Annotated in this window: 19 protein-coding genes; 8 read left to right on the top strand and 11 right to left on the bottom strand. The window is 43.8% G+C overall.

Features of this window, described 5'->3' with window-relative positions; genetic code table 11:
• Window positions 1-24: 24 nt before the first annotated feature.
• Window positions 25-1,101 (bottom strand): Mrp/NBP35 family ATP-binding protein, encoded by a 1,077-nt coding sequence (locus J3P40_RS02685; protein WP_256002657.1) that lies wholly within the window; start codon window positions 1,099-1,101, stop codon window positions 25-27.
• Window positions 1,102-1,214: 113 nt separating this feature from the next.
• On the opposite strand from J3P40_RS02685, the gene J3P40_RS02690 reads away from it, so the two are divergent.
• From J3P40_RS02690 to J3P40_RS02700, 3 genes are read left to right on the top strand one after another with little or no spacing between them, the layout of a single operon-like run.
• Window positions 1,215-3,362 carry a transglycosylase domain-containing protein gene (locus J3P40_RS02690; RefSeq protein WP_256002658.1) on the top strand — a complete coding sequence of 716 codons (2,148 nt, stop codon included), beginning with the start codon at window positions 1,215-1,217 and terminating at the stop codon, window positions 3,360-3,362.
• 8 nt (window positions 3,363-3,370) lie between these two features.
• A complete protein-coding gene (gene hpt, locus J3P40_RS02695; RefSeq protein ID WP_256002659.1) occupies window positions 3,371-3,913 on the top strand; it encodes a hypoxanthine phosphoribosyltransferase in 543 nt (180 codons plus the stop codon).
• A 60-nt stretch (window positions 3,914-3,973) separates the two neighbouring features.
• Window positions 3,974-4,633 carry a phosphatidylserine decarboxylase family protein gene (locus J3P40_RS02700; RefSeq protein ID WP_256002662.1) on the top strand — a complete coding sequence of 220 codons (660 nt, stop codon included), beginning with the start codon at window positions 3,974-3,976 and terminating at the stop codon, window positions 4,631-4,633.
• Between the two features lie 18 nt (window positions 4,634-4,651).
• Here the strand turns inward: J3P40_RS02700 and J3P40_RS02705 are convergent, their stop codons facing one another.
• The 5 genes from J3P40_RS02705 to J3P40_RS02725 all read right to left on the bottom strand — a co-directional run bounded on the left by J3P40_RS02705 (window position 4,652) and on the right by J3P40_RS02725 (window position 8,321).
• Window positions 4,652-5,878, bottom strand: coding sequence for a Glu/Leu/Phe/Val dehydrogenase dimerization domain-containing protein (locus J3P40_RS02705; RefSeq protein ID WP_256002664.1), 1,227 nt, complete (start codon window positions 5,876-5,878; stop codon window positions 4,652-4,654).
• A gap of 113 nt (window positions 5,879-5,991) precedes the next feature.
• Window positions 5,992-6,339: a 50S ribosomal protein L19 gene (gene rplS, locus J3P40_RS02710; RefSeq protein WP_256002666.1), complete on the bottom strand. Its 348-nt coding sequence runs from the start codon at window positions 6,337-6,339 to the stop codon at window positions 5,992-5,994.
• 121 nt (window positions 6,340-6,460) lie between these two features.
• Complete coding sequence (trmD, locus tag J3P40_RS02715; protein WP_256002668.1) at window positions 6,461-7,138, bottom strand: tRNA (guanosine(37)-N1)-methyltransferase TrmD; 678 nt, start codon at window positions 7,136-7,138, stop codon at window positions 6,461-6,463.
• A gap of 15 nt (window positions 7,139-7,153) precedes the next feature.
• Window positions 7,154-7,675, bottom strand: coding sequence for a ribosome maturation factor RimM (gene rimM / locus J3P40_RS02720; RefSeq protein ID WP_256002670.1), 522 nt, complete (start codon window positions 7,673-7,675; stop codon window positions 7,154-7,156).
• Between the two features lie 82 nt (window positions 7,676-7,757).
• Window positions 7,758-8,321, bottom strand: a complete 564-nt coding sequence (locus J3P40_RS02725) for a 30S ribosomal protein S16 (RefSeq protein ID WP_256002673.1) — start codon at window positions 8,319-8,321, stop codon at window positions 7,758-7,760.
• A 160-nt stretch (window positions 8,322-8,481) separates the two neighbouring features.
• On the opposite strand from J3P40_RS02725, the gene J3P40_RS02730 reads away from it, so the two are divergent.
• Window positions 8,482-9,000 carry a 5' nucleotidase, NT5C type gene (locus tag J3P40_RS02730; protein WP_256002675.1) on the top strand — a complete coding sequence of 173 codons (519 nt, stop codon included), beginning with the start codon at window positions 8,482-8,484 and terminating at the stop codon, window positions 8,998-9,000.
• Between the two features lie 42 nt (window positions 9,001-9,042).
• A complete protein-coding gene (locus J3P40_RS02735) occupies window positions 9,043-9,363 on the top strand; it encodes a heavy metal-binding domain-containing protein (protein WP_256002678.1) in 321 nt (106 codons plus the stop codon).
• Window positions 9,364-9,387: 24 nt separating this feature from the next.
• On the opposite strand, the gene pfkA is transcribed toward J3P40_RS02735, so the two are convergent.
• Entirely contained in the window at window positions 9,388-10,371 is a 984-nt protein-coding gene (gene pfkA / locus J3P40_RS02740; RefSeq protein ID WP_256002681.1) for a 6-phosphofructokinase, read from the bottom strand.
• Between the two features lie 93 nt (window positions 10,372-10,464).
• Complete coding sequence (locus J3P40_RS02745) at window positions 10,465-11,235, bottom strand: biotin--[acetyl-CoA-carboxylase] ligase (protein ID WP_256002683.1); 771 nt, start codon at window positions 11,233-11,235, stop codon at window positions 10,465-10,467.
• 40 nt (window positions 11,236-11,275) lie between these two features.
• Here J3P40_RS02745 and rsfS point away from each other — a divergent pair, with 40 nt between their 5' ends.
• Genes rsfS through J3P40_RS02760 form a run of 3 tightly spaced genes read left to right on the top strand, consistent with a single transcriptional unit; the run spans window position 11,276 to window position 14,416 of the window.
• Entirely contained in the window at window positions 11,276-11,650 is a 375-nt protein-coding gene (rsfS, locus tag J3P40_RS02750) for a ribosome silencing factor (RefSeq protein WP_256002685.1), read from the top strand.
• 19 nt (window positions 11,651-11,669) lie between these two features.
• Entirely contained in the window at window positions 11,670-13,760 is a 2,091-nt protein-coding gene (gene ftsH, locus J3P40_RS02755) for an ATP-dependent zinc metalloprotease FtsH (protein WP_256002688.1), read from the top strand.
• Between the two features lie 11 nt (window positions 13,761-13,771).
• A complete protein-coding gene (locus tag J3P40_RS02760; protein WP_256002690.1) occupies window positions 13,772-14,416 on the top strand; it encodes a LutC/YkgG family protein in 645 nt (214 codons plus the stop codon).
• A 423-nt stretch (window positions 14,417-14,839) separates the two neighbouring features.
• On the opposite strand, the gene J3P40_RS02765 is transcribed toward J3P40_RS02760, so the two are convergent.
• From J3P40_RS02765 to J3P40_RS02775, 3 genes are all read right to left on the bottom strand, one after another.
• Window positions 14,840-15,193, bottom strand: a complete 354-nt coding sequence (locus tag J3P40_RS02765) for a hypothetical protein (protein ID WP_256002693.1) — start codon at window positions 15,191-15,193, stop codon at window positions 14,840-14,842.
• Window positions 15,194-15,354: 161 nt separating this feature from the next.
• Entirely contained in the window at window positions 15,355-16,101 is a 747-nt protein-coding gene (locus J3P40_RS02770; protein ID WP_256002696.1) for a zinc ribbon domain-containing protein, read from the bottom strand.
• Window positions 16,101-17,198: a Nif3-like dinuclear metal center hexameric protein gene (locus tag J3P40_RS02775; protein WP_256002699.1), complete on the bottom strand. Its 1,098-nt coding sequence runs from the start codon at window positions 17,196-17,198 to the stop codon at window positions 16,101-16,103. Before J3P40_RS02775 ends, J3P40_RS02770 begins: the two co-directional genes overlap by 1 nt.
• Window positions 17,199-17,207: the final 9 nt, after the last annotated feature.

Below are 17,207 nucleotides of genomic sequence, written 5' to 3' on the forward strand. Positions count from 1 at the left end.
TTAAAATATAAAAATAGTAAATTTTTATGAATTAACCTTTTGCGCATTGTTTATAGCAACCTGCTGGGCTACTTTCCCTGCAATGACAGAGAATGTTTTCGCAAGCAGATCCTCGTTGTTCAGCGCTATCGGCTTCCCCTGGTCACCTGCTTCGGATACGCTTTGAAGGATAGGGATTTCACCCAGGAACGGCACACGGAAAGACTCAGCGAGTGTCTTGCCTCCGTCTTTACCGAAAAGGTAATACTTGTTTTCCGGTAGTTCGGCCGGAGTAAAATATGACATGTTTTCAATAACCCCAAGCACCGGGATATTGATTCCCTGCATCATAAACATGCCTAGTCCTTTCCGGGTATCTGCCAGAGCTACCTGCTGAGGGGTGGTGACTATTACTGCTCCAGCTATCGGGAAACTTTGTGCAATGGTGATATGGATGTCTCCGGTTCCCGGGGGCAGATCTACAACCAGGTAGTCAAGTTGACCCCAGTCGGCCTCACTAAATAACTGCTTCACGGCATTTGAAGCCATGGGCCCGCGCCACGGAACTGGTTGATCAGGATCTGCAAAAAACCCCAGGGACAACAGTTTGATGCCATATTTTTCAACCGGGGTAATAAGCGCCTTTCCTCCGGTTGTTTCGGTGGCTCCGGGTTTAATCCCTGTAACCCCAAACATTGTCGGTATGGAGGGTCCGTATATATCCGCATCGATAAGACCTACCTTCGCTCCTGTTGCAGCAAGCGCAACTGCCAAATTGCTCGACACGGTCGACTTACCTACGCCTCCTTTGCCAGATGAGACAAGCACAATGTTTTTGATGTCCTTCAACTGCGAGCTGTCAAGAGGCCTGGTTACCCGGGAAGTGACCTCTATAGAAACCTGGGCCTGGTTGTTCACTAAATGTTTGATGGCATTTGTGCAGGCATTGGTCAGCATATCTTTCATCGGACACGCTGGCGTTGTCAATTCTAATGTGAACGAGACATGAGGACCATCTATCTTCAGATTCTTGATCATGTTCAGGGATACAAGATCTCTTTTAAGGTCGGGATCCTCGACATGACTTAGTGCTGTTAGAACTTGTTCTGGGGTAATTATCATTGCTCAAATTTAAACAAAACAGGCCTACAAATCGTTGACATTAGGGTTTTTAGTGTAATTTTAACACGAAAAAAACATTTATCCACTACATTTGATCAACTCTGTACCACAGCATGCTTCCTAAAAAATTGAACATTCCTGCGAAATATTTGAAAATGGGCGCCTGGATTATTGGGGTTATTTTGCTGTTGTTATTGGTTTTTGGCACTGTGGCCTATACGAAGCGCGAGTCATTGCTAAAAAAGGTTATGGCAAAAGCGGTAAACAAAGCGGATTCAGACTACGATCTTCTGGTTAAGATTGGTTCAGCAGATTTTAGCGGGTTGAGTACCGTGCGTATGAAAAGTGTAACCGTGGTGCCGAAAGAGCGGGACACGCTGCTGACGATTTCGGACATGACTGTTGGTGTTAAACTGTTCCCTTTGCTCTTCGGAGATGTTAAGCTTTCGGAGGTTAACCTGACTGATGGAAAAGTACAGGCCGTTTTTAGAGATTCTGTAAGCAATCTAGATTTTATTCTTAAGAGAAAAAAACGCGAAAATGCGGAATCCCAGGGGGAGCTTAATCTGGCAGATGTAGCCCATAATATCGTGAACCAACTGCTATATAAGATTCCGGATCAGATGGCCGTGAAAAATTTTGTGCTTGATGTGAATGACAACGATACCGCTAAGCTCTCCTTCAGGGTTATTGAGGCGAATATCGACGACGGCGACTTCTCCTCTACGGTGTTGGTAAACTCGGGTGAAGCGACCTGGCACCTCTCAGGTTTGCTGAAGCCTGGAAAAAAGCAGCTTGACGTTAAGCTATATGCCGAAAAAGGAAGCGTAGAACTGCCTTATTTGAACAATAAGCTACATGCGCGCATTCGGTTCGACACGGTCAGAACTCAGATGACAAATGCGCACAATTCGGGTGAAGGATATAGGATCGAGGGATCATGGGCTGTTCATAACTTGCTCTTCAATCATTCCAAAATCGCCTCAAATGACATCGTGATCAGGGATGCCAGGATAGACGCGGATATGCTTGTTGGAAAAAATTACGTTGCCCTGGATAGTTCTTCCTCCATTTTCCTTCGGGATGTTGAACTTAGGCCTTACCTGAAGTATACGCTTAAACCGAACAAGATATACGAACTGAAACTGAGGATTCCCGAACAGGACGCTCAACAGCTATTTAATTCGCTGCCTGCTGGCCTGTTTGAATCGCTGGAGGGCATCAAGGTCGCCGGAAAAGTTCGTTACGACCTCTATTTTCATTTAGACAGCAGCATACCCGACAGTGTTAAATTTTCTTCGGGGCTAACACCCAATGGCTTTAAGATACTTCAATGGGGTAAAACAAATCTTCAGAAAATCAATAAAGACTTCATCTACACGCCTTATGAATATGGAAAACCCATGCGTGATATCCTGATTGGCCCGGCAAATGCTAACTTCACGCCGCTGAACGAGGTGTCCAGCAACTTCAAAAACGCCATACTCACCTCAGAAGACCCGTCGTTCTTTTCCCATAAAGGTTTCGTTCAGGAATCGATCAGGAAATCATTTGCGGTGAATTTTAAAGAGAAACGCTTCGTTCGTGGCGGAAGTACGATCTCCATGCAGCTCGTTAAAAACGTTTTTCTTAGCCGACAAAAAACATTGGCCAGAAAGGCGGAAGAGATATTGATCGTATGGCTGATTGAAAATAACCGGCTTATAAGCAAAAACAGAATGCTTGAGGTGTATTTCAACATCATTGAGATGGGACAGAACATCTATGGGATCGGCGAAGCGTCACGGCACTATTTTGGAAAGCACCCTTCGGAACTTAACATTGGCGAGGGTATATTTCTTGCGAACATTGTGCCGAGACCGAAAATAGCTATGTATAAATTTGGCAGTGATGGCGGCCTGAAGGGGTATATGTATAATTACTTTCGTTATATCGGGAATATCATGGCCCGCAGGGGCCTGACGCCGCCTGACACCAATGGCTACGGTTTTTACACCGTCAGGCTACGAGAAGGATTGAGGCAATACCTTTTGCCAGATTCAGCGACAATTGATACGAATGCAGTAGAATTAGACGATCAGCTACCCCCTATCGAAACCCAGGACGATTCTAAGTCCCTTTTTGATCGTCTTTTCGGTGGATCAAAACGTGACACCGTATCAAAGACGGCTCCTTCGGACACCGTCGAAAAGTCGAGACGGGAATTACGGAGAGAACGCCGGGAACAAAGAAGAAGAGAGAACAACACTGAACAGCCTTAACCATCGCCATGAACACCATTCAAGTAGCGGATAAATATTTTGAAATCCTGATTGAAAACGATCAGATTAAAAAAAGAACCCGTTTAATTGGGATCCAACTGAACGTTGATTATGAGACAAGGTGTCCGATTTTCATTGGGGTGCTAAACGGTGGGTTTATGTTCATGGCAGACCTCCTCAAAGAGATCAGCGGCTCCTGTGAGGTCAGCTTCATAAAGGTCTCCTCGTATCAGGGCCAGGAAACCAGCGGAGAAATTAAAGAAATCTTTGGCCTTCCGAAGAACCTACATAACCGCGATGTTATTATTGTGGAAGATATTATTGATACGGGTTTAACGCTACGATATATTCTTGATCGCATTCAGGAGCAGAACCCTGCTTCAGTGGCCATATGTACTTTATTATCTAAGCCAGCTGCCTTGCGTACCGAGATTAACGAACAACAATATATCGGTTTTGAAATAGCCAATAACTTCGTTGTTGGCTACGGATTAGACTATGATGGGCTCGGAAGAAACCTAAAGGACATTTATAGCGCCAAATCAGTTTGATCCGGTTGCGTCGAATGCGATATTTTTTTCCGAATTTTGCGCTTAGCATTAATTAATACTATGACCATACACAAGGAAGGGTACACCACGATTGCTTTGTCACTGCTTTTTATTTTTGTTTTAAATGCAGTTGTAGATTATAAATATGCTGACGTAGCATGGTTGCGGTGGATCACCTATATCTTTTCGCTTGCTTTATTCCTTATCGTTCTGCAGTTTTTCAGAAATCCGAAAAGACTATTTACATCGGGGGAAAACCTTGTGATATGCCCGGCAGACGGAAAAGTCGTTGTTATCGAAGAAACTGAAGAAGGCGAATATTTTCAGGACAGGCGTCTTCAGGTCTCTATATTTATGTCGCCTGTAAATGTTCATATTAATCGGAACCCCATTTCGGGTATGGTAAAATTCTTTAAGTATCATCCCGGAAAATATCTTGCAGCCTGGAATCCAAAATCTTCCACCGAAAATGAGCGCACAACAGTAGTAGTTGAACATAAAAATGGCAGTGCAGTGCTTTTTCGTCAAATTGCGGGTGCACTTGCCAGAAGAATTGTGTGGTATGTGAAAGAGGGAGACCAGGTGGAACAAGGCAAGGAGTTTGGCTTTATAAAATTCGGATCCCGCGTAGACGTATTTCTTCCACTTGGGACTAAAGTAGACCTCCAGCTTGGGCAAATGGTAAAGGGCGGCGTGACCGTGCTCGGAGAGCTTAAATAGCCTTTATACCGCCCTTCATTACAACAATTGCTTCAATGCGATCTCGAAAGCAGTTTTGGAAAGCCCCGTTTTAGACCTTGACTGAACAAAGATGGCCTGCATCGCTTCATATATCACGTTGGATGCATCCGTAAATATTGCATCATCGCTCATCTCTACATTGCGTTGCATCAGGTAGGCAAATACACGTGCCATTCCGCAGTTAGATATGAAATCCGGAATCAAGGCTATGTGGTTGTCAACCTGTTCCATGATGTTACCGAAGAAAATCTCCTTATCAGCGAAGGGAACATTCGCCCCGCATGCAACCACTTCAAGGCCATTGTTAATAAGTTGATTTACCTCGCTTAACGTGACCAGCCTTGACGCTGCAGCAGGCACAAAAATCTCTGCCCCTGTTTGCCATATCTGCGCATATACATCATCAAAAGACATTAAATCCGGAGCAACCAGGGTATTATTGAGTCTATTGTTAAAAAGCTGCGCAACCTCATCGGGACCGAGCCCTTCGTTTTTAATAACCCCGCCTACCCGGTCAATAATACCAACGATTTTTACGCCGTTCTGCGATAAATAATATCCAGCAGCGGCGGCTACATTGCCCCAGCCCTGGATAATTGCCCGCTTACCTTCTAGCTGGCCTCCCCAGATATTATAATAGTGGCGTATAGACTCTGCTACCCCATAACCTGTAATCATGTCGGCAACCTTATATTTACGCTTGATATCGGGCGTGTACGCAGGATCCTCGAGTACTTTAGACACTCCATAGCGAAGCTGGCCGATCTGATGGATGCGTTCATTTTCCCGGGCCTGGTAATGCCCGTTAATTACACCTTCCTGAGGGTGCCACAAACCATAATCTTCCGTGATCGGGATAACTTCGTGAATCTCATCCACATTAAGATCTCCGCCGGTGCCGTAATAGCTCTTTAAAATGGGCATCACAGCTTTATACCATCTTTCTAAGACCTCCTTTTTCCTCGGATCTGCAGGATCGAAATTAATGCCAGACTTTGCACCACCTATGGGTGGGCCGGATACCGTAAATTTAACCTCCATGGTTTTGGCGAGGGATTCTACTTCACGTTTGTCGAGCCCCTTCCGCATCCGGGTTCCTCCTCCTGCCGCACCACCCCGCAGAGAGTTTATCACTACCCATCCCTCTGCTTCCGACTCCCGGTCCTTCCATTCAAAAACAATTTCAGGCTTCTTTTCTTCGAATTTTTTTAAAAGTTCTTTCATGATGTGTCAGACAACCAATCTTTTTGGCTATCTCATAAGTTAGTTGACCGCAAACTTAGATAAAAAAAAAGCCCCCAGAAAACCTGGAGGCGATATTTTTAAGGAGTATGGAGCTATACTCTTTTTGACTTGATGCGGGCAGCTTTACCGGTAAGTTCACGCAAATAGAATAGTTTTGCACGACGAACTTTACCATAGCTATTCACTTCAATTTTAGCGATATTTGGTGAGTTGATCGGGAATATACGTTCAACACCCACACCATTGGACATTTTACGAACGGTGAAGGTCTCATTAGCACCTACGCTATTACGTTGTAATACAACACCCTGGTAAATCTGAACCCGTTCTTTATTACCCTCGCGAATCTTATAGTGAACGCTCACTGTATCTCCTGATTTGAATGCAGGAACCTCATTTTTTGCGACTACCTGTTCTTCAACAAATTTTACTAAATCCATGATTTTAAGCTATTAAGCCGACTTTTGTTCTCTAAAAATCGGATTGCAATATTATGAATATTATTTGATAAAAAAAAGCATAATTTATTTTTTTCCACAATGCTTTTGATTTCAACAACCATTAATCTTTTAGCAGGTCGGGACGCCTGTCTTTCGTTCGCGCCAGGGCTTGCTCGTACCGCCATTCACTGATTTTAGCTTCATGTCCGCTGAGCAGGACATCCGGCACCCTGTGCCCGTTCCAGTCAGCCGGCCTCGTGTAAACAGGGGCGTCCAGAAGATCGCCCTGAAAGCTGTCTGAAAGCGCAGAGGTTTCGTCATTGAGTACACCGGGTATCAAGCGAACGACCGCATCAACTACTACAGCGGCAGGAAGTTCCCCTCCTGACAAAACATAGTCCCCAATGGATATTTCCCGCGTAACATACAAATCCCTGATGCGTTGGTCTATTCCTTTGTAATGCCCGCATAGTATAATCAGATTTTGTTTAACCGAAAGTTCGTTGGCTACTGACTGATTAAACGTCTTCCCATCTGGCGTCATGAAAATAACATCGTCATACATACGCTCCTGCCTTAGTGCTTCTATACATTTTGCAAAAGGCTCTATAGACATCACCATCCCGCTCCCACCTCCGTACGGGTAGTCGTCAACACTTTTCTGCTTGTTAGACGCGTAGTCCCGCAGATTGTGTACGACGATTTCCGCCAGTCCCTTCTTTTGACTGCGCTGCAAAATTGAGTGGGCAAAGGGGCTTTCCAGCAAGCCTGGCAGAACGGTTATAATATCGAAACGCATGCGCAAATCTACAATTTATAGGTAAACGTCGAGCAAGCCTTCCGGTAATTGAACAAGCAGGCGTTTTTCCTCATCGTCGACCTCCTGAATAAACTCATCTGTAAGTGGGAACATTATTTCCTTTTCCTGATACTTCACTGTGGCTACAAACTGTTGCGGATATTCATGCACCTGTATCACTTTGCCCAGTGCTCCAAGTTTTTCGTCGGTTACGAAAAACCCTACAAGGTCTTCATAATAAAACTCATCTGGCGTCCGCTCCGGCTTCTTAGAGAGAGGTAGATATATTCGCTTTTTTAATAGGATCTGCGCTTTGTCTATGTGATCCAGATCATCGAAGGTAAAGTAGCCGGTATTATTCGTATGCAATTTGTAAGATGCCGTAAAGAAGGGTACCATCTTGCCTTGAATATCAGCAAATAGCACGCTTAAATCCAGCTCTGAGGGACTGTCATATTCAAAGAAAATTTGGACTTCTCCCTTCAGTCCGCGGGTTTTTGTGATATATCCGATATAAAACGCCTCTTCCGGTGTCATGAGTATTATAAATAGATTCAAAAAAAAAGCGAAGGATTTTTCCAGTCAGAAAATCCTTCGCCATCATTGAGTACTGAGAAAATTATGCTTGTTCTTCGCTGCTTGCCTCAGCTGCAGGAGTCTCTTCTGTACCTTCGGCAGCAGTTACTTCTTCAGTATCCACAGCCTCTTCAGCTGGCTCTTCTACAGGTGCATTTTTAGCGGCAAGTGCTTCTGCCCGCTCAGCCTTCTTTTTAGACTCTGCGGCTAATGCTGCCTGCTTCAGCTCTTCTTTAGATTTTGTAAGGCTCTCTTTCTTGCCTTCAATTTTGTTGTCTTTAGCGCTGAGCCACTCCGCAAACTTAGCTTCTGCCTGCTCTTGAGTTAATGCACCCTTTTTAACGCCGCCTTCAAGGTGTTTTTTGTATAGTACGCCCTTGTAAGACAGGATAGCACGACAAGTATCTGTTGGCTGAGCTCCTTTATTAACCCAATCTAAGGTCTTATCAAAATTAAGCTCTATGGTAGCCGGATTGGTGTTTGGATTGTATGATCCCAAACGCTCAATAAACTTACCATCTCTTGGTGAACGGGAATCCGCTACCACTACGTGGAAAAAAGGCTTACCTTTCTTTCCGAATCTTTGCAATCTGATTTTAGTTGCCATTTCTTTTTGTTTATGTATTCAACATAGTTCCCGGAGCTCCGTGCTTGCGGGGTGGCAAATTTAAGTAAAATACTAATGATAAGCAACATGCAATATTTTTTAAATTCACGTACACGGGTTAAAACCAGAATACCCATATTTGGTTACAAACAACTGCGTAATGAGAATAGCTATTGACATGGATGAGGTCCTGGCAGACCCGATAAAGAAGTTTATAAAATTATATAACAGAGATTACGGGGTATCTCTCGACACGGTTCTTATCCCTGGCAACGAAATATATCAGCATGTTCCGGAGGCAGTGAAAGACAAATGGTTTGACTATATTAACGAACCTGGATTTTTCAGGGACCTGGAACCTTTGGAAGGAAGCGTGAGCGCAGTACGAGCCCTTCATGAAAAATATGAGGTGTATATCGTCTCTGCCGCTATGGAGTTCCGGAACTCACTGATCGATAAGTACGACTGGTTAAATGAACACTTCCCTTTTATAGGATGGAAGAATATTATTTTTTGTGGGAACAAGATCGTTGATGTAGACGTAATGATTGACGATAGAGCCAAAAATTTCGTAGGGTTTAAAGGCAGGAAATTACTGTTTACCTCTCCTCATAATCTGTTGCTTACCGAATATGAGCGCGTAAACAACTGGCGGGAAGTATTGGAAAAACTTTTGTAACATTTCTTTAGGATTTTAGTCGAATACAAAAAAGACCACAGTATGTTAGTTACAACAACAAATACAGTAGAAGGCAAAAAAATCGTGAAGTACATCGGGCTGGTTACTGGCGAAACCATCATCGGTGCAAATATTTTTAAAGACTTGTTTGCCGGCATCCGAGATATCGTAGGAGGCAGGTCCGGTTCGTATGAACAGGTTTTACGCGAAGGGAAAAACACCGCCATTAATGAAATGCAGCAATATGCGGCCTCAATGGGCGCTAATGCGATCATTGGTGTAGATCTAGACTACGAAACTGTCGGCAATGGAGGGAGCATGCTTATGGTTGCCGCCACGGGGACAGCCGTTATCATTGAATAATAAAGGCCCCTCCGGGGCCTTTTGTTATAAAGATAGTATTTCAACCAATTTGAGCCAGGCCGGACTAATTTCCTTTGCATCAATATGCTTAATAGCATGATCAAAAGGCGTAAAGATGACTTCCCTGTTTTTTAATCCAACCATAGCGCCCGACTGACCGCTAAGCAGGCCCTCAACAGCTGCTACACCTAACCTGCTCGCTAACACACGATCCATGCAACTTGGTTTTCCACCGCGCTGTATGTGCCCCAGCACCGATACGCGTATATCATATGCTGGAAACTTTTTCTTAAGAACTTCCCCAACATTAAAAGCTCCACCAATCTCATCGCCTTCGGCCACAATAATGATTTTTGAAGCTTTGTCTTTACGTCCGTTCTCAAGCCTTGTAACAAGGCCCTCAACGCCCATGTTAGCCTCAGGAATCATAATAGCCTCCGCGCCAACACCTATTCCGCTTCTTAGCGCAATTAAGCCGGAGTCTCTTCCCATCACCTCAACGATAAACAGTCTGTCATGCGACTCAGCGGTATCCCTGATTTTATCAACGGCATTAATTACCGTGTTGATTGCGGTATCATATCCTATGGTAAAATCCGTCCCTTCCAAGTCATTGTCGATAGTGCCGGGCAACCCTACCACAGGGATATCGTATTCCTGAGAAAATATGTTTGCCCCGGTGAATGTTCCGTCGCCACCAACAACGATCAATGCATCTATTTGCTTCTCCTTAATTTGCTTAAAAGCTTCAGCTCGTCCTTCCTTGGTGCGGAAAGAATCGCTCCTAGCCGTCTTCAAAATCGTTCCGCCACGCTGAATGATATTAGCTACCGATTTACGGTCCATTTCAATAAAGTCACCGTTAATCAAACCCTCATATCCCCTGAGTACCCCGGTAACGGATAAGTCGTAGTAAATACCCGCCCGCACTACAGCCCGAATCGCTGCATTCATGCCCGGAGCATCACCCCCGGAAGTTAATACACCTATATTTTTAATCTTATTCATTTGGTTGCTCATTGAAAATATCGTTTGTTATATTTTCAATATGGCCGTGAAATTACTTAATATTTTTCATTTAGCTCCCGCATCTCTGCCTAGTCATGGTAAAAATTCTATTTCTTTAACCCGATATTCATAATCTTTACCCTCTCGTTTTACGAACATAACGCCACGTTCATCCACCCTGGTTATCTCCCCGTCAAACGCACCCGTTTTATCTTCGTATTGCGCGGTTATACCACGGCGATAAAGAATAGACAGATACCTTTCATGCAGATCTTGCTGTCTGCCTGCCTTCAATTTCAGATATTCGGCTTCAATGCCACCACATATCTGCCTTAAAAGATCTTGCAAATCGACATGCTGCTGTAAAATTTTACCTATTGAAACTGCCTTTGCAAGACCTGGACCATCAAAGTTCTGCTGGTTGACATTTATTCCTATTCCGACAATGCTGTAACTTATTATTCTTTCAGAGACGCCATTTTCGATGAGAACGCCGCCAACCTTTCGATCCTGGTAATACACATCGTTCGGCCATTTGACCGAAAAGCCAGAAGGAGTGAGCTTGCATAAAACCTCATTTATGCCCACGCAAACTGCCATATTCAATAAGAACTGCTTTTCGAGCGGGACGAAACCCGGCTTTAAGAAGATACTGAACGTCAAGTTTGAGCCAGGCTCAGACTGCCACGAACTGCTGTATTGCCCTCGCCCCGCAAATTGGTTATCTGCCATAATTACAGTGCCTTCCAACAGTGGCTCGGAATTTGACAACATCATTTTGAGAAAGTCATTTGTAGAACCCACCGAAGATAATCTGATCAGATTGTGACCAACAAATAATGTTGGAAAAGTGTTATTTTGCAAGTGTTGATCGTATATTTGTTAATCAAACTTAAGTTATTTAATGGTAAAAAAGAAAATAGGAAACCTTTCTACATACCTCTCAGAAGTTGCCGTTCAAGGCATTCAGGAAAAAAAAGGAAATGATATCGTGCGTTTGGATTTGAGAAACCTTAATAGTTCCGTTTCCGATTATTTCATCATATGCAGTGCCAATTCGTCTACTCAGGTTAAAGCCATTGCCGACAGCGTAGAAGAAGAAATTTTTAAAGCCACACAAACAGATCCCTGGCGTAAAGAGGGACACGATGTTGCGGACTGGATTATCCTGGATTACCTTGACATCGTAGTACATATTTTTAAAACGGAAAAGCGCGAATTCTATGGCATTGAAGATTTGTGGGGAGATGCCCAGGCAACGTCATATAAAAGCGCCTAAACAATAATATCCAAGACAAATGAAAGAAGACCAAAATACAAAACCGAAACTTATTAAAAGGATCCCCAATATTCCAAAAAAGCCACAGAAGGGGCCTAAATTCAATATCTTCTGGGTCTATGCAGCGCTTATACTTGGGTTGATCTTTTTGAACTTCTTTTTCAATTCCGACACGGCGACGAAAATAGACTATCGTGAATTTGAGAAACAAATGCTTCTGCCTGGCGATGTGCAGAAGCTGGTTGCGTATAAACATGAAGATTTGGTGAAAGTCGAAGTCTATATCAAAAAAGATCGGCTAAGCGATCCTAAGTATAAAAAATATCAGCCGAAAGGAAATTTTAGCTCAGGCGGCCCGGCAGTATACTATACCGCTGGATCTATGGACGCGGTGGACGAGCAACTAAAGGAATCTCAGGCGTCACTTCCTCCTGATCAGCGTATTTTGGCTGAAAAGGAAACCCGGCAAAGTTCATTTAATTCCTGGTTTTTCACCGTAATTATTCCCGTGTTGCTGTTTATAGGGTTTTGGATGTTCATTATGCGCCGTATGGGTGGTGGCGCAGGGGGAGCAGGCGGACAAATCTTCAATATTGGAAAATCCAAGGCTACCCTATTTGATAAAGAAAGCCAGGTAAGCGTCACTTTCAACGATGTCGCGGGTCTGGAAGAAGCAAAGCAGGAGGTGATGGAGATCGTTGATTTTCTTAAGAACCCTAAAAAATACACAAACCTTGGTGGTAAAATTCCAAAAGGCGCATTGCTTGTAGGTTCTCCGGGCACGGGTAAAACCTTACTTGCGAAAGCCGTAGCGGGAGAAGCGCAGGTTCCATTTTTCTCTCTTTCCGGTTCAGATTTTGTCGAAATGTTTGTGGGCGTTGGAGCTTCCCGCGTAAGAGATCTGTTCAAACAGGCTAAAGATAAAGCACCGTGTATCATATTTATTGATGAGGTTGACGCTATAGGACGTGCACGTGGTAAGAACAGCATGATGGGCGGAAATGATGAGCGCGAAAACACGCTGAACCAGTTATTAGTAGAAATGGATGGTTTCGGAACTGACTCTGGCATTATTATACTTGCTGCTACGAACCGTCCGGACGTGCTGGACTCTGCCTTATTGAGGCCCGGAAGGTTTGACAGGCAAATTTCCATAGACAAGCCAGATTTGGTTGGTCGCGAGCAGATTTTCAAAGTCCATCTTAAACCGATAAAAACGGCCCCAGAGGTTGATGCAAAGAAACTATCGGCCCAAACCCCGGGCTTTGCCGGTGCGGAAATAGCGAATGTATGTAATGAGGCTGCGCTTATTGCAGCCAGACGAAATAAGGAAACGGTAGATATGCAGGATTTTCAGGATGCGGTCGACCGGGTAATCGGCGGACTGGAGAAAAAGAACAAGATCATATCTCCTGAAGAAAAGAGGATTGTAGCATATCACGAAGCTGGCCACGCAATCGCAGGATGGTTTTTGGAACACGCAGACCCGCTGGTTAAGGTCTCTATAGTTCCTCGTGGTGTTGCGGCATTAGGATATGCCCAATATCTGCCTAAAGAACAGTTTTTATATACAACCGAACAGTTAACGGACGGCATGTGTATGACCATGGGTGGCCGGGTTGCAGAAGATATCGTATTTGGTAAAATCTCTACCGGAGCACAAAATGACCTGGAGCGCATCACTAAGCTAGCCTATGCTATGGTGACTATTTATGGAATGAATGATTCGGTCGGCAATGTGTCTTTTCACGATCCTCAGAACGAATACAACTTTAGTAAACCATATTCTGAAAAAACTGCTGAATTGATTGACGGCGAAGTCCGCGGCATGATCGCTAAAGTCTACGATCGTACCAAACAATTGCTGACTGAGAAGCGCGACGGGCTGGAAAAACTTGCTCAGAAACTGATCGAGAAGGAAATTCTGTTTCAAACAGATCTCGAGGAGATCTTAGGAAAGAGGCCTTTTGACAACCGGACAACTTACGACGAGTTTGTTAACGGCACAGGCGACCAAAAACCGGCAGCCGAAGGGCTTTTGCACGATGGCGTCACTGAAACGAACGATTCTCCGGTGACCGTCAATCTGCCAAACACCCCGTCGGAATAATTCCTTTGGCGATGCACGAAAACATCACACCAAAAGAACTCATGCTAAAAAGGATAAGGAAAGCCCTCCTTGAGAAGAGGGATAATCCTTATCCTAATATAGAAGATACTCCCGTATACAAAGAGGCAACAGAGATTCCTGAGGTCTTATTTGCAGAGCAGCTTACTGCTGTGTCTGGTCATTTCATCTATTGCGAAAACGGGCTGGAATTCATGGAAAATATCCTTCAGCTTGCAGACCAGTTTAAATGGAGGAAAATATACTGCTGGGAGCCGGAACTTCAAGCTCTACTCACACAGTACGAATTCCCCTTTTATAAGACAGATAAGGACTTTGAATTTGCCGAGGTTGGAATAACCCTCTGTGAAGCACTTATTGCGCGAAACGGCTCTGTAATGCTTTCTAATAACAATGCTGCCGGACGGAGGCTCAGTATATTTCCGCATCATCATATCGTTGTAGCACGAACTGGCCAGCTTGTTATGGACATTAAAGACGCCTTCACTCAAATGCGCAATAAGTACGGAAATCAGTTGCCCTCAATGATCAGTACAGTAACCGGCCCTAGCCGCACCGCTGATATTGAAAAGACACTCGTACTAGGCGCCCACGGACCAAAGGAACTGTTTGTCTTTATGGTCGATGATTTTCATTAAAGTAATTTGTAACTGACTCCAGTCAATTTAAATTAACCGGTTATACTTGGGCAAATTATTTTCAACGACATATTTTTGTAGCCTAACGTTTTGATAAAAAATAAAAGGCTCACATGTATAAGTATAAAATTATCGAATTGCTGGAAAGCTTGCAACAGAAAGATCATAGAAATTTAGCTCCCATAATCCATGAATTGTTAGACGTCTCAGTTAATACTTTCATAAACTACGGTAAAATTCCTCTCACTAGCAATAAGGATATCCCTTATACGAAGGTCAGAAAACTGGAGATAATATTTGGAATTATGCCGGGAGAGCTAATCAATGCGGAGATCCAGGCCCCATTTTACAAGAATCTACCGGAACGGAAAACACAGGGCAGAGGGCGATCTAAAGGTAAAGAGTAGACTGGGTGCAATACAACTACACCAACGTGTTAATCCGGGTGAGTTGCCAATACTGGGAGTCAACGGGTACAATTACGGTCTCATAAACCCCGAAATAAACTCCACTTTCGCCAGTTCGAAGAAATGTGAAAAATTCAGGTTGATAACCCTGCTCAATCAAATCAGCGATCAGGACGCGCTTTGAACCTGATGGGTTTACTTTAAGAAGGATATCTCTGTTTCTACGTAGTGCCCTCCCCACCCGCCTTCCCGCTTCTGTACTCTTGTTATCCGTCCGGTTCTTTGCGCTTCTGCATTGATCATCACAGCTTTGCTTGTCAGATCGGCCCTTAAGCACGGCACCGCAATATAGACACGTTTTCTTACTCATCACAGATATTTTATACAAACGTAATATAAAATCACAAATCCGCCAAACTACATCAAAATAAAATCAAATTTTTCTAAAAACTAAATATTTTATCGGTTTTAATTCTTAAGCACAAAAAAAGCCGCCCTATCGGGCGGCCTCAATAATAATTTAAAACGCTGTTACGCCTCCTCCATCACTTCCTGAGTTAAGGCCTCGTCTACCAAAATACGACCACAGTGTTCACATACTATGATCTTTTTGCGTTGACGTATATCTAATTGCCTTTGCGGAGGTATTTGATTGAAACAACCAGAACATGAATCCCTGTCGATTGTCACAACCGCCAAACCATTATTAGCATTTCCTCTAAGTCTATTATATGCAGTAAGCAGACGCTCTTCGATCTGAGTTGAAGCTTCCTCCGACCGCTTTGTCAGGGTATCTTCTTCCTTCTCGGTCTCTGCGGTGATTGTCTGAAGCTCTGATTTTTTCACTTCAAGATCTTTCTTCCTCAGCTCCAAATCCTCAAGTGCCTTTTCGTAAACCTCATTCTTCTGGGTGATTTCAAATCCGTATTCTCTGATTTTCTTCTCACATACCTGAATCTCAAGATTCTGAATTTCTACCTCCTTGGTTAAAGCATCGTATTCCCGGTTGTTTTTAACCTCTTTAAGTTGGGTCTCGTATTTCTTGATCAGGTTTTGTGCTTCCTTGATCATGTTCTTGCGGGTTACAATGGCATCTTCTGTATCATCCAGTTCGGCTTTGAACTTTTGAATGCGGGTCTCCAGACCAGCAACCTCATCTTCAAGATCAGCCACCTCCATAGGAAGTTCACCGCGGATCTGACGTATCTTATCAATTTTGGTGTGTAAGGTTTGTAATTCGTACAAAGCTTTTAGCTTTTGTTCTACAGTTTGTTCCATTAAACAAAATAATTTATCGGGTTTGTATTACGCTCCGTTAAGCGGACTGCAAAGTTAGGAAATTTTTCTTGAATAATGTCTATCAACAGGTCGCATGTAAATTGTTCACTTTCAAAGTGTCCGATGTCCATCAGCACTATTTTTCCGTCCGCATCAAAAAACTCATGATATTTCAAATCAGATGTAATAAACACGTCGGCATGCTGCGCTATTGCGTCCTTGATCAGAAAACTTCCCGAACCACCGCAAACGGCAACCCGTCTTATTTTCTTTGGAAGCAATGTGGTATGCCGGATAAGGTTTGTGTCCATTCTGTCTTTTAAGAAGTTCATAAACTGAAGGCAGTCCGTCTCCTGTTCAAGCCATCCTATCATACCCGAACCAACAGTATCCAAACCGTTTGCGAGTGGAATAATATCGTATGCCACCTCCTCGTAAGGGTGCGACTCAAGCAGCGCGAGCAAGATCTTACGCTGGTCTTTAGCGAGGAAAACGGTCTCTATACGGAGCTCCGACTCCTCATGAAGAATATCCCGTTCCCCAACATAGGGTTCGGTTCCTTCCCCTGCTTTAAAAGTACCAAAGCCCGGACTGTTAAAGCTACACTCGGAATACTGACCAATGTGTCCCGCACCCGCCGAAAACAGCGCTTCCCTAACTTCATCCGCGTGAGCCATAGGGCAAAAAGTAACCAACTTTCTCAACAAATCGCCCTTAGGCCTCAGTACACGGGTGTTTCTGAGCCCAAGGCGCTTACAAATCACTCCATTCACACCGTGCTTCACACTATCCAGGTTGGTATGTATTGCGTAAATAGCTATATCATTTTTGAGTGCCTTTTGAACTACACGTTCCGTGTACGTAGACCCCGTAATTCGTTTCAATCCCTTAAAAATGATAGGATGATGTGTAATCACCAGGTTGCAGCTATTTGCTATGGCTTCCCCTATAATGTCTTCCGTACAATCAAGCGCCACCAAAGCGCCGTATATTTCCTGATCCGGATTACCCACAAGGAGTCCGGAATTATCGTAATCCTCCTGATATTGCAGCGGAGCAAAAGATTCAAGGTGCTTAATTAAAATACCTAACTTCATGCACTAAAT

It is taken from the genome of Pedobacter deserti, from assembly GCF_024436415.1.
GTDB classification, from domain to species: Bacteria; Bacteroidota; Bacteroidia; order Sphingobacteriales; family Sphingobacteriaceae; genus Pedobacter; species Pedobacter faecalis.